Consider the following 13,055-nt stretch of genomic DNA (forward strand, 5'->3'; position numbering starts at 1 on the left):
TCAACTTGTCTTTCCAGAAACGCCTTCAGCTAACCAATTCATTTTGGTCAATTCAGGAGCCGTCACCTTATAGGTCTTACCCGCAGGAATTTGGACTGCGCCTGCATTATCTTTAATGGCACCCTTATAAACAACGGCTGACCCATCAACCAGCTTTGCTTTTGCTGCCTCTATATCTGTTTTGATCGGCTCAGTCACTGCTGGACCAAACGTTGCTAAACCAATGTAGTCTTCTGCAATGCCGCCAATATATTGAGGCTGAACGCCGCCATTCATCAGCGTCTTACCCGCTTTGAAAAGCTCTACATAATTTTTATAAATTGTGCCCCAGTTATACATCGTTCCAGTCAGATATCCTTTGGGTGCCAAAGCCGACTGGTCAGAGTGAAAACCGCTGGACAATAGCCCACGCTTCTCTGCCGTTTCAATCACCACTTTAGGACTATCGACATGCACAGCAATCACATCAAAGCCTTGATCGGCAAGGGAGTTGGTAGCGTCAGCTTCTTTTACTGGCAGCGACCAGTCACCCGTAAAAATGACCTGCATTTTGATATCCGGCTTAACGCTGCGTGCCCCTAACATGAAGCTATTAATGTTTCGCAGCACAGGATTAATCGGTTTCGCACCCACGAAGCCAATTTTGCCTCCTTGGCTGGCTTGGGCTGCCATCCGTCCGGCAAGATATTGACCTTCATCGACTAGGGCAAAAAAGCTGCCGATATTTTTGGCTATGCCTTCTTTCCAAAGCGTACCGCAGTGTAGAAACTGTACGTCTGGATAGGCTTTAGCCACTTCTAATACATGAGGTTCAAAGTAACCAAACGAGGTCGGAATCACGACAGTGGCTCCATCTTGATCAATCATGTTTCGCATGACTTCCTGCACCTCTTTGGTTTCAGGAACACTCTCTTGCTCAATAATTTTGATGCCGGGAATACTGGCGATCGCAGCAGCACCGGCTGCATGAGCTTGGTTCCAGCCATAGTCATCTTTAGGAGCGTTATAAATAAAACCAATCGTGATCGGTTTGCCTGCATCTGGGCTAGCGCCACCCCCGCCTGGGCTAGCGGTATCGGTTGGAGAAGACGAACACCCAGTCCAGAGCTTTGAGGATGCCCCAAATGCGGCAGTGGCTAGAAGCCCTCGAATCACCTGACGGCGGGGAACATAGATATATCGATTACTCACTCTGCAAAAATCTCCTTGATGACTGACATGAAACTAAAGACACAAATAGAATGAAGAGGAACGAGGAACCGTAGAGTGCTGACTATAAAGGTTTCAAGAATATTTTGTCAGCGTATTTGAAAATAAATTTTTGGAATGTATCCAAAACAACACTGAGGCAGAATGCAAATTTAACGCTTGGTAAATGTTTATCTTTGATAAGAGAGCGGCTATTGTATTCCAAAGCTTGATTTTTCTGTTTAACTTGCGAGGCAATTGTTAATTGTGAGACGAAATCTGTTCACTGTTACCCTGCTAATAACGCTCTGTGTCGTAACGTTAGTGATTGCTGTGGCAACAGGACAGGCTCAACGTACTGAATTTGAATCTCCTATTGTCCATCAGTCTGCCCCTATTAAACCACTAGTGAAGCCCCCACTAGTGAAGCCCCCACAGGTGAAGCCGATCGCCCAGGCAAGGTTACAATCTGTAAAGAATCAGCCTCCAAAAGCGACCCCGGCAGTTCCCAAAATTAGCCCAGCTAAAAAAATCAGGCAAACTAAAATCAGTCAAGCCATCAACCCCTTAGCCTGTGCATTACAGCCAGAATTGGGTCAAGCTGCTAGATTGAGCCGCTCCTCTAATTCAATGGCTCAGCGCCCTTTGGGATCAGTTGAGTTGGAGCGCTTTCGCCGAACGATTGCCGCGATCGCCCCCGGTGATCCCCTCAGCAGCAGCCGCGCTCTATCTAGCTATCAGCCGCGAGAAGCCGTTTTTTTGATCGATCCCACCAACTACGGCGATCGCTATTTCAAAGACGTAAATGGCAACCCTGCGCTTCTGCCTCCGCTGGTCGTGCTGCATGAAACTGTGGGTTCTGCTAGCGGCACCTTAAATTTTTTTCGCACTCGACACCTCAAGGAAAATAACCAGGCAAGCTATCACACATTAATCCAGCGAGATGGCACCGTTTTGTATCTTGTTCCTCCCGACAAACGAGCCTATGGCGCTGGCAATTCCATCTTCTTTGGGGTCAATGGCGCAGCAGAAGCGGTTAAAACCCATCCTAAATTTCCACCATCTGTCAATAACTTTGCCTACCATGTCGCCCTAGAAAGCCCACCCGATGGCAACACAAACGCCCCAACTCACAGCGGCTACACAATCGAGCAGTATCAATCTCTTGCCTGGATCGTTTCTAAAACGGGCGTATCCGATGATCGAATTACTACTCACAAAGCTGTTGATCGCTCAGGGCAGCGGATGGACCCTAGAAACTTTAGCGGGTCACGTTTTTTTCAGCTAATGCAGACTTATCCAAAAACAGTTGAAATCCCCATAACCTGCGCGGTGCCTCAAGCCACTCATAGGCTTAAGCAGCCGATTCAGCAAGCTAAACAGGTCAGTCGCCCATCCCAGCAAAACTGAGCAGTTTAGGCAATTAGTTTAGGCAATTTTGATTGCAAACGATTGCATAGTTAAAGAGCGCTATGGTTGACTTGAGTTACTACGTTCTCAAGTTTTATATGGGCTGGGTTAACCGGGCAACGTTTGGTTTATTGGTCTCTCCTATTTTGATCAGCGCGATCGTGATCAGCGCGATCGCGCCTATTGCCAAATCAGCAACCCCTGCACCGGGCGATGTCGTCGTGGAAATTAAACTTGAGCCACCAAGCGGGCGATTCCCCAAGGGTGCGATTCGTGAAACAATCCCTTGGGAAATTCCGCTGCCAACTCAACTTCCAGTTTCCCCGGCAGGCGCGATCGCTCCAGCCCAAAGCCCCTTATTCCCTTACTCTTATCCTTCGTTTAATAGCCGGCAACTCGATCGCCAACTCCAGCTTTACACTCGCTACATAGCCCAATTTGGCAAACCCGATATTTTGATTGTGGGCAGTTCTCGCGCCCTGCAAGGAGTCGATCCGATCGCTCTTCAGCAAGCCCTCACTCAACGCGGCTATCCCAACCTAAAAATCTTCAACTTTGGGATTAATGGTGCCACCGCACAGGTTGTAGACTGGCTGCTACAGCAAGTCCTCACCGCCGATCAATTGCCGCGTCTGATTGTTTGGGCAGATGGGGCACGCGCGTTCAACAGCGGTCGGATTGACCAAACCTTCAACAAAATTCGTGCGTCCCAAGGCTATCAAGCGCTCAACGCTGGAACTCGCCCCACCATTCCCCAAAGGAGCGGGCTAGAAGTTGGGCAAATTTGTATGGATGGGCTGCCGCTGCACTTGACCTCTCAACCCAAATCTATCTCAACTCCTACCCAGGAAATGCGATTGAATGCAATACAAGGCGCACGATGCCAGCAAAGTGCAAAAGTGACAATCCGCGCCGGGAGTTCTTCGCCCTCGCCATTGATGCCCTCGATGACAGCCTTTGAAAGGCTAGGCTTTCAAGTGGTTAACACGCAATTTAACCCTAAAACTTACTTTCAGCGATTTCCCAAAGTGTCGGGTTACTACGATGCTGACTATCTCAGATTTGCCCTAGCGGGTCAGCAAATCAACGCCTTGGAGCGAGTAGCAGCTTTTGCAAATAAACAGAAAATTCCGCTGGTGTTTGTCAATCTTCCGCTAACGCAAACCTATTTAGATTCAGCGCGATTTGCCTATGAAGATCAATTTCGCAGGGAAATGAAACGGTTTGAACGGTCATGGCGATTTACATTCAAAGATCTGACCTTGCAGCAAAAGCTGGATTCAAACAAGTATTTTGCTGATCCCAGTCATCTAAATCGTCATGGGGCTGCGATTGTTGCGAGGTATATCAGCGCTGACTTAGCTCGTCTGACTGGAAAAATGCAGTCATCTGCAAAACCAGATGCGGCGCGATCGCTCTCCAGTTCACTGGCTGAGTGTGAAAAAGGATGCCTTTATCTGCCCAAAATCTTTGCAGGCTTTCACAAAAAAGGTTAGCTTCCACAATTTATCCTTATTTACACTAAAAATTTACTTGCACTAAAAAATAAGCTGTATTTAGTCAGAAAAACATCAGAACTTTAAATAAGCGATGCCACTTCAAAGATTAGGCAAACGCTCTAACTTTTACTAGGTGCGTTCAGCGTAATTACGTATGGTTGTCACAAGGCAAGCCAATTTCTTCTCCTTGTGCAGGCAATGACCGTGATTACTACTAATTCATCAATCGTTAAATCTGTCCTGTTAGAACAAGCAAGTCACTTCTCTTTGTCATTAATCAGAGAAGTTCAAGATTGTCCTTCCGTGGTGCATCCTTCTGTTAAGAGCGGCATTAAGCGCTTGATTGATATTACAGGTGCTTTAATTGGGCTAATGATCACTGCAATGGTTGCAATTCCAGTGGCGATCGCGACCCAATTTGATAATCCTGGTCCGCTTTTTTATAGCCAACTTCGGTGCGGATACCAAGGCAAAACTTTCAAAATTTGGAAATTTCGCTCCATGGTTGTAGATGCGGATCAGTTAAAACATTTAGTTCATAACGAAGCCAAAGGCGGCATCTTTAAAAATCGCAACGACCCTAGAGTGACTCGTGTTGGTAGATTTTTACGCAAAACGAGCCTAGATGAACTTCCACAATTTTGGAATGTATTGAAAGGCGACATGAGTTTAGTAGGCACCCGTCCGCCCACGATTGATGAGGCAATGGCATATAAACGGCACCACTGGGAGCGTCTGAATGTCAAGCCTGGAATCACAGGTGAATGGCAAGCAAACGGGCGATCAACTGTGTTGGACTTTGAAGCGATCGTGGCAATGGATGTAGCCTACCAAGCGAAGTGGTCACTTCTTTACGATCTGCAATTAATTCTGAAAACGGTGTTAGTTGTTCTAGCTAAAAAAGGTGCATTTTAGGTCACAGGTCATGCATGTGATTGAGCGCTGTGCCTGCCTATGTTCAAAAGATATTTTAAGCTAACTAACTCAGTAATCTTACTGGGGCGAGAGTGGGAGACAGTCTAGAAGGCTGCCCCACTCTTTTTTGTTTAGCCTTAAACGCCGAATATAGCAACGGATGAATAGGTTAGGGGTGAACGAAATTTTGTGCCCTTGGAGTAGAGGGGTAGAGAAGTAGAGGGGTAGAGAAGTAGAGGGGTAGCCACTTTTCCTCTCATTCTCCGACTCATCCACTCATCCACTCATCCACTCAATAGCGCTTTAGCAATAAACTAATTCAGACATTTTTTTTGAAGCCTGAGATTATCCTGAGATTATGAAGAGGTAGTTTCGTTCAAGGCGGAGAGCATGACTGTTTTGGGGGACACGATCGCCGCGATCGCGACTGCAATTGTGCCAGAGCAGGGCAGTGTTGGGATTGTGCGGCTATCGGGTGATCGAGCAATGGCGATCGCTCGTACCTTATTTCATGCGCCCGGTCAGCAATCTTGGTCAAGCCATCGCATTCTCTACGGCTATATTCGCCATCCTGAAACCCAGCAAGTGGTGGATGAAGCGCTGTTGTTGATTATGCTGGCTCCCCGCTCCTATACCCGTGAAGATGTGATCGAATTTCACTGTCACGGCGGCATCATTGCAGTCCAGCAAGTGCTGCAATTGGCGATCGCTGAGGGCGCAAGATTGGCGCAGCCCGGAGAATTTACCCTAAAAGCTTTTTTGAACGGGCGGCTAGATTTAACTCAGGCAGAAAGTATTTCTGACTTGGTGGGTGCGCGATCGCCCCAAGCGGCTCAGTTTGCCCTAGCCGGACTGCAAGGAAAGCTTGCCAACCCCATCCGCCAACTTCGGACAACTTGCATCGATATTCTGGCGGAAATTGAAGCGCGAGTCGATTTTGAAGAAGATTTGCCGCCGCTGAATGAAGGGGAAATCCAAGCGCGCCTCCAACAAGTGCTAGACGAATTAGACCAGATTTTGGCAACCGCCGATCGCGGAGAACTGATCCGCATGGGTTTAAAGGTGGCGATCGTGGGTCGCCCAAATGTCGGCAAATCCAGTTTGCTCAATGCCTGGAGCCGCAGCGATCGCGCCATTGTTACCGATCTTCCTGGCACCACTCGCGATGTTGTGGAATCCAATCTTGTGGTCGGCGGCATTCCGATTCAAGTATTGGATACCGCAGGCATTCGCGACACCGAAGATAAAGTGGAAAAAATTGGCGTAGAGCGATCGCGCACCGCCGCTCAATCCGCCGATTTAGTTCTTTTAACTATCGACGCAAAAGACGGCTGGACAGATGCCGATCAGGAAATTTATACCCAAGTCTGCGATCGTCCATTAATCCTAGTCATCAACAAAACCGATTTAATCGAGTCGCAGGAACACTCCCCACTCAAAACTCAAAACTTAAAACTTAAAACTATTTTCACCGCCGCCGCCTTAAATCAAGGAATCGATGCCCTCGAAACAGCAATTCTCGCAACCGTTCAAACAGGAACGCTGCAAGCTGCCAACCTTGACCTAGCGATTAACCAACGGCAAGCTGCCACTCTCATACAAGCAAAACAGTCATTGCAACACGTCCTAGAAGCGATCGCCGCCCAACTGCCTCTAGACTTTTGGACGATCGATCTCCGCAGTGCAATTCATACCTTGGGGCAAATGTTGGGCGAAGAAATCACAGAATCGGTTCTCGACCAAGTATTTAGCCGCTTTTGTATTGGCAAATAACAGTTAAATCAAATAATTCTTAAACCTTTTAGTGATCGTGTTAAGTAGTCCGACAGAATTATTTTCACACCAGCTTCGGGTAAATCTAGCTTCTCAGCCACTTTGCTGTGTAATTGATTTCGTCTAACTACTTAGCGTGCAGTTTTATTCAGCAATGGCTCTAACCAAGATTGAAATTGGTCGCGACGAAAGATTTGAGCTTTCTGGCGATAATCAAACCGAATCAAACTGGGGATACCATGTTTGCGAATGCAATCTCGCAGCCAGGATGCAACGCCTTGGTTACCTGTTGCCATTTCTGCTTGAAATGGGTCATACATTAACACAAGCGTATTATTGCTTCTCAGCGGTGCATCTTGCTCAATCATGCTAGCTAAAGGGCTGCGGGTAAAGTCTGGACTCCAGCGTTCCCCCCATTCAAGATTGCGCCGTTCTCGTGGTGGGGCAGCGGGTTGAGGTCTTGAAGCGGCTTGCTCAACTGTTGGATTGAACCGTGGATTGGACTGCGATCGCCGACGAACGCGTTTTTGGGTCATAAAACTCCTAGCTTAATAAAATAAAAAGCCGCATAACCTTCCTCCTGGCACGTTCCAGACGCAAGAGGGCGATCGCTGGCTTAACAATATTGACAATTGAAACCTTTTCAAAAACTGAAAGCTTCTAGCTAAATACTAACTACATTTCACGAGAGAGACAAACTATTTACAAATAATGGTGTGCAAAATCAATATTTATTGAAGCAGACGTTTATGATGAATTTCTGATAAGACACTTCGTCCTACAGAAAATATCTGAAACCGAAACAAGATAACTGGATTTCAAAATACAGATTTCTTGCCAGCGATCAGATACCTTAAATTGACATTCTTCAAGAGCAATTCTAGAACCATGACAGTCTGCGAATACCGGGCAGGGTTAGAAGGCATCCCTGCAACACAATCGAGTATTAGTTTTGTTGATGGACAGCGAGGAATCCTGGAATATCGAGGGATTCCGGTTGAAGAGTTAGCCCAGAAAAGCAACTTTGTAGAAACAGCTTATCTATTAATTTGGGGAAGGCTGCCTACGCAAGCAGAGCTTGAAAGTTTTGAACACGAAATTCGTCATCATCGTCGTTTGAAATATCGCATTCGAGACATGATGAAATGCTTTCCCGAAGGGGGGCATCCCATGGATGCATTGCAAGCCTGTGCAGCAGCACTGGGCTTGTTCTATTCCCGTCGTGCGCTCGATGATCCTGCGTATATTAATGCGGCGGTGATTCGCCTATTGGCAAAAATCCCCACGATGGTGGCAGCCTTTCAATTGATGCGAAAGGGCAACGATCCTGTTCAGCCTCGCGATGATTTAGGCTATTCTGCAAACTTTCTCTATATGTTAAACGAGAAAGAACCCGATCCCTTTGCTGCCCAAATTCTGGATGTCTGCCTGATTCTTCACGCCGAACACACGATTAATGCGTCTACCTTTTCGGCAATGGTCACGGCTTCTACCCTAACTGACCCCTACGCAGTAGTCGCGTCGGCTGTGGGCACCTTAGCGGGTCCTCTGCACGGGGGAGCCAATGAGGAAGTTATATCGATGCTGGAAGAAATTGGCTCTGTGGAAAATGTTCGCGCTTATGTGGATCATTGCATTGAAACGAAATCTAAAATCATGGGCTTTGGGCACCGCGTCTATAAAGTGAAAGACCCCCGCGCCATTATTTTGCAAGATTTAGCAGAACAGCTTTTTGAGAAATATGGCATGGATCAGTTTTATGACGTGGCTGTAGCGCTTGAGCGCGTGGTGAACGAAAAGATGGGGCACAAAGGCATTCATGCCAATGTGGATTACTACTCTGGTTTGGTTTATCGCAAATTGGGGATTCCCACCGATTTATTTACTCCAGTATTTGCGGTTTCGCGAATTGCAGGGTGGCTAGCCCATTGGAAAGAGCAGCTTAATGAAAATCGGATCTTTCGTCCTACCCAAATTTATACTGGCACTCACGCTGCTCCCTATGTCTCTATTAATGAACGGTAGCAGGGAGATGGAGTCAGCGATCGCCCTTCAGTTGCCGCATTGTTTTGATACAAAAGCACATCAATGATGGGTCACAGCCCTCTTCCTTTTCCTTCCGTCCCTTGCCACACTATGCAGAGTGACGATTTTCAGGAACTCCAACCCCCCAGGTGCATCGCCTTGGGGGGTTTCTCTATTTGTGAGGCAAGGGGCGAGAGGTAAGGGGAAACTCAGCACTCAGCATTTTCCATTCTTCAGCATCGAATTGTTCCTATACTTTTCCCTTCTACTTCAAATCCTGTACGCTTTTACGAGAGTGTATACTAAAGGCGCAAGAGTCCTGGTGAAGACATGGATCAAGGGATTGATTTACAGCAAACATTCATTCAGTCCTTGATGGACTTGGGACTGCCCGCTGGCGCAGCAAAAACCGTTTGGATGCCATTGCCAATGTTGCTCATGATTATTGGTGCAACAGTCGGCGTTTTAGTGTCGGTTTGGTTAGAACGAAAAATTTCCGCAGCAGTTCAACAACGAGTAGGTCCAGAATTCATTGGTCCATTGGGCGTTCTCGCTCCGGTGGCAGACGGGCTTAAGCTGATTTTCAAGGAAGATACGGTGCCCGCCAAAGCAGACCCCCTGCTGTTTACGCTGGGTCCGGTTATTGTTGTGATTCCAGTATTTCTTTCTTACCTAATCGTTCCGTTTGGGCAAAATCTGATTGTTACAAACGTCGGCATGGGTATATTTGTTTGGATTGCTCTGTCTAGTGTGGTGCCGATTGGATTGCTGATGTCGGGCTATGCTTCTAACAACAAATACTCTTTGTTAGGTGGGCTGCGGGCTGCGGCTCAATCAATTAGCTATGAGATTCCGCTGGCTTTGGCGGTGATGGCGATCGTGCTGATGTCTAACTCACTTAGCACGATTGACATTGTGAATCAACAATCAGGCTACGGCATTTTGGGCTGGAACATTTGGCGACAACCGATTGGCTTTGTGATTTTTTGGATTGCTGCCCTAGCGGAATGCGAACGGATTCCATTCGATTTGCCCGAAGCAGAAGAAGAATTAGTCGCTGGATACCAAACGGAGTATTCAGGCATGAAATTTGCTTTGTTCTATCTCGGTTCTTACGTGAACTTAGTACTTTCTGCCCTAATGGTTGCAATTCTCTATCTTGGCGGCTGGGAACTCCCCATTCCTACTGCCTTAGTTGCAAACTGGCTAGGAGTGAGCGAAACAAATGCTTGGCTAGAGATCGTTGGTGCGTCTCTTGGCATCACAATGACTCTCCTAAAAGCTTACTTTTTAGTTTTTACAGCAATTTTGCTGCGTTGGACAGTGCCCCGTGTGCGGATTGATCAATTACTCGATTTAGGTTGGAAGTTTCTTCTACCCCTTTCGTTGGTGAATCTATTGGTCACTGCGGCGCTCAAAATTGCCTTTCCTGGGGCATTTGGTGGCTGATGATGAGGGGTTGTTTAAATACTTCTCGAAACTCATTGTTCAGCGTTCAATATCAATATTTGCAACTTCATACTGGCAATGACCATGCTGAAATTTTTAAAGCAAGTTGGCGATTACGCAAAAGAAACTGTGCAAGCCGCGAAATATATTGGTCAAGGGCTAGCCGTCACGTTTGATCATATGCAGCGTCGCCCCGTAACCATTCAATATCCCTACGAAAAGTTGATTCCCTCTGAGCGCTTTCGGGGACGAATTCACTTTGAGTTTGATAAATGTATTTCTTGCGAAGTCTGTGTGCGAGTTTGCCCGATTAATCTACCTGTGGTGGATTGGGAATTCAATCCAGTGAGCAAGAAAAAGCAGCTTCGTCACTACAGTATTGATTTTGGAGTATGCATTTTTTGCGGAAATTGTGTGGAATATTGCCCGACTAATTGCCTTTCCATGACTGAAGAGTATGAGTTATCGACCTACGATCGCCACGAGCTAAATTATGACAATGTGGCATTGGGTCGCCTGCCCTATAAAGTAACGAATGATCCAATGGTGACGGCTCTGCGGGAGTTTGTCTACTTACCCAAGGGCGTAATGGAACCTCATGATTTGCCTGCGAATGCTCGTCGTGCTGGTCAGCGTCCAGAAGAGATTTTGGCACAAGATCAGGTGCAAGATTTGGCGCAAGATCGGGCACCAGAGGACATCGGTAACAAGGAATAGCTAAAAGCGAAATCTGAAGGAGATAAGGATTGTGAATTTAGCGGAAGGGGTTCAGATTGTATCATTCGGCTTGCTAGCTGCAATGATGCTTGGGGCAGCTTTGGGCGTAGTGTTGTTGTCCAATGTGGTATATTCAGCTTTTTTGCTGGCAGGAGCCTTTATTAGTGCAGCAGGGCTGTATCTGTTGCTCAATGCCGACTTTGTGGCAATGGCGCAGGTGTTGGTCTATGTGGGTGCGGTGAATGTGTTGATTATTTTCGCCATTATGTTAGTGAATAAACGCGAAGACTTTACACCCGTTCCTCAAGCTTGGATTCGTAAAAGTGCAACGGCGGTGGTTTGTGTGGGGTTGTTTGGGTTGTTAAGCACTATGGTACTGGCGACTCCTTGGGCAATTTCTACGGAAGCGACGGTTCCATCCGGTTCTATTGTGGTCATCGGCAAGCATTTCTTTACAGATTTCTTGCTGCCGTTTGAATTGGCATCTGTGCTGCTGTTGATGGCGCTGATTGGCGCGATCGTGTTAGCCCGTCGCGAATTTCTACCCGATCTTGAGGAGGCAAATTTGCAGCAAACAATGCTGACTTTGCCAGAACGTCCACGCGAATTAACTTCGGCTGGCACCAATCCTGGAAGTCAGTCTAAATAACTGGGCAAGAGACGGGGCAAGGATCTGTGAGAACTTGTCCCAGAGTTATTTTTGATTATTTTTGATTGGTGAGGACTCATGCAACTTCAGTACTTTCTCATTGTGGCTGCTGCTTTATTTTGCATTGGCATTTATGGACTGATCAATAGCCGAAATGCAGTCCGGGTGTTGATGTCGGTTGAGCTAATGCTGAATGCGGTCAACCTGAACCTGATGGCATTCTCTAATTTCCTCGATCCGTTAGACGTTAAAGGACAAGTGTTTACGATATTTGTGATTGCGATCGCGGCGGCTGAGGCAGCTATTGGGTTAGCGATCGTGCTGGCAATTTATCGCAATCGCGACACAGTGGACATGGAGCAGTTCAACCTATTGAAGTGGTAACGTTTCGATTTTTTCAGGACAAGCAGTGCAGTGTGGTTCAATGTTGATCAGTCCTTGCCTAAAGACTATCCACTAACCCCCTACTGCCCTTAACTTTTAGAAGCGTGCAACTCAAGCAGGTCATTATTGCTCATAAGTCTGGCGACCCAGTTAGTAAGCGCTGGGCAGAACAGTGTGCCCGTCAACTAGAAAAACGGGGTTGTCATGTGATGTTGGGTCCAACGGGAGCCAAAGATAACCCCTATCCAGTTTTTTTGGCATCTGCCACTCAGCCGATTGACTTTGCCGTAGTCTTGGGGGGCGATGGAGCCGCTTTGACGGCAGCGCGGCATCTGGCAGCCGATCGCATCCCCATTTTGGCAATTAATGCTGGGGGGCATTTAGGATTTCTCACTGAACCTTTAGAAGACTTTGTAAATTCTGAAGCCGTGTGGGATCGTCTGTTGGGCGATCGCTATGCCATTCAACAGCGCATGATGTTGCAAGCATCCGTGTTTGAAGGAAATCGGATTGATCGGGAGGCAGTCAGCGATCGCTACCTCGCCCTCAACGAAATGTGCGTTAAACCTGCTTCCGCTGATCGCATGATCACCTCCATTTTGGAAATGGAAATCGATGGAGAAGTGGTCGATCAATATCAAGGCGATGGTCTGCTTGTCTCTACCCCAACTGGCTCCACCTGCTACACCGTCGCCGCCAATGGACCGATTATTCACCCAGGGCTAGATTCCATCACCATTACGCCCATTTGTCCGCTGAGCCTCTCTAGTCGCCCCATTGTCATTCCGGCTGGCTGTGTCATCAGCATTTGGCCATTAGCCGACCTAGAACTTTCCAACAAACTTTGGATGGATGGCGTATTAGCCACCTCTATTTGGCCAGGGCAGCGCGTTGATATTCGGATGGCGGATTTTCAGGCACGATTCATTGTTCTGCGAGAAAATTACTCCTATTACCAAACCCTGCAAGAAAAACTGCAATGGGCAGGAGCGCGAATTCGCTATAGCAACAATCATCGCAACTAATATAGTTTTGAGTTTTGAGTT

The 13,055-nt window shown here is 47.2% G+C and carries 12 protein-coding genes; 10 read left to right on the forward strand and 2 right to left on the reverse strand.

The genetic code is table 11. The features are described 5' to 3' along the window. Entirely contained in the window at positions 1-1,191 is a 1,191-nt protein-coding gene (locus AB3R30_RS17325; protein WP_458650463.1) for a BMP family ABC transporter substrate-binding protein, read from the reverse strand. A 264-nt stretch (positions 1,192-1,455) separates the two neighbouring features. Here AB3R30_RS17325 and AB3R30_RS17330 point away from each other — a divergent pair, with 264 nt between their 5' ends. The 4 genes from AB3R30_RS17330 to mnmE all read left to right on the forward strand — a co-directional run bounded on the left by AB3R30_RS17330 (position 1,456) and on the right by mnmE (position 6,785). Next, positions 1,456-2,598, forward strand: coding sequence for a peptidoglycan recognition protein family protein (locus tag AB3R30_RS17330; protein ID WP_458650464.1), 1,143 nt, complete (start codon positions 1,456-1,458; stop codon positions 2,596-2,598). Positions 2,599-2,660: 62 nt separating this feature from the next. Continuing rightward, positions 2,661-4,094 (forward strand): hypothetical protein, encoded by a 1,434-nt coding sequence (locus AB3R30_RS17335; RefSeq protein ID WP_458650465.1) that lies wholly within the window; start codon positions 2,661-2,663, stop codon positions 4,092-4,094. Between the two features lie 270 nt (positions 4,095-4,364). Next, positions 4,365-5,012 carry a sugar transferase gene (locus AB3R30_RS17340; protein WP_458650466.1) on the forward strand — a complete coding sequence of 216 codons (648 nt, stop codon included), beginning with the start codon at positions 4,365-4,367 and terminating at the stop codon, positions 5,010-5,012. Between the two features lie 390 nt (positions 5,013-5,402). After that, the gene (gene mnmE, locus AB3R30_RS17345; protein WP_458650467.1) at positions 5,403-6,785 is read left to right on the forward strand and encodes a tRNA uridine-5-carboxymethylaminomethyl(34) synthesis GTPase MnmE; all 1,383 of its coding nucleotides are present in this window, start codon (positions 5,403-5,405) and stop codon (positions 6,783-6,785) included. Between the two features lie 131 nt (positions 6,786-6,916). On the opposite strand, the gene AB3R30_RS17350 is transcribed toward mnmE, so the two are convergent. Then, the gene (locus AB3R30_RS17350; protein ID WP_458650468.1) at positions 6,917-7,321 is read right to left on the reverse strand and encodes a hypothetical protein; all 405 of its coding nucleotides are present in this window, start codon (positions 7,319-7,321) and stop codon (positions 6,917-6,919) included. 352 nt (positions 7,322-7,673) lie between these two features. Between AB3R30_RS17350 and AB3R30_RS17355 the strand changes: the two genes are divergently transcribed. The 6 genes from AB3R30_RS17355 to AB3R30_RS17380 all read left to right on the forward strand — a co-directional run bounded on the left by AB3R30_RS17355 (position 7,674) and on the right by AB3R30_RS17380 (position 13,034). Next, positions 7,674-8,810, forward strand: coding sequence for a citrate synthase (locus tag AB3R30_RS17355; protein WP_458650469.1), 1,137 nt, complete (start codon positions 7,674-7,676; stop codon positions 8,808-8,810). Between the two features lie 330 nt (positions 8,811-9,140). Continuing rightward, positions 9,141-10,259: an NADH-quinone oxidoreductase subunit NuoH gene (gene nuoH, locus AB3R30_RS17360; RefSeq protein WP_458650470.1), complete on the forward strand. Its 1,119-nt coding sequence runs from the start codon at positions 9,141-9,143 to the stop codon at positions 10,257-10,259. A gap of 87 nt (positions 10,260-10,346) precedes the next feature. Next, positions 10,347-10,976, forward strand: a complete 630-nt coding sequence (gene ndhI, locus AB3R30_RS17365; protein ID WP_458650495.1) for an NAD(P)H-quinone oxidoreductase subunit I — start codon at positions 10,347-10,349, stop codon at positions 10,974-10,976. A gap of 31 nt (positions 10,977-11,007) precedes the next feature. Then, positions 11,008-11,625 carry an NADH-quinone oxidoreductase subunit J gene (locus tag AB3R30_RS17370; RefSeq protein ID WP_458650471.1) on the forward strand — a complete coding sequence of 206 codons (618 nt, stop codon included), beginning with the start codon at positions 11,008-11,010 and terminating at the stop codon, positions 11,623-11,625. Positions 11,626-11,703: 78 nt separating this feature from the next. Further along, positions 11,704-12,009: an NADH-quinone oxidoreductase subunit NuoK gene (nuoK, locus tag AB3R30_RS17375; protein ID WP_458650472.1), complete on the forward strand. Its 306-nt coding sequence runs from the start codon at positions 11,704-11,706 to the stop codon at positions 12,007-12,009. Between the two features lie 104 nt (positions 12,010-12,113). Then, on the forward strand, positions 12,114-13,034 hold the full coding sequence (locus tag AB3R30_RS17380) for an NAD(+) kinase (RefSeq protein WP_458650473.1): 921 nt from the start codon (positions 12,114-12,116) through the stop codon (positions 13,032-13,034). Positions 13,035-13,055: the final 21 nt, after the last annotated feature.

The organism is Sivoneniella epilithica UHCC 1019 (assembly GCF_040830845.1).
In the GTDB taxonomy this organism is placed as follows: domain Bacteria; phylum Cyanobacteriota; class Cyanobacteriia; order Leptolyngbyales; family Leptolyngbyaceae; genus ULC077BIN1.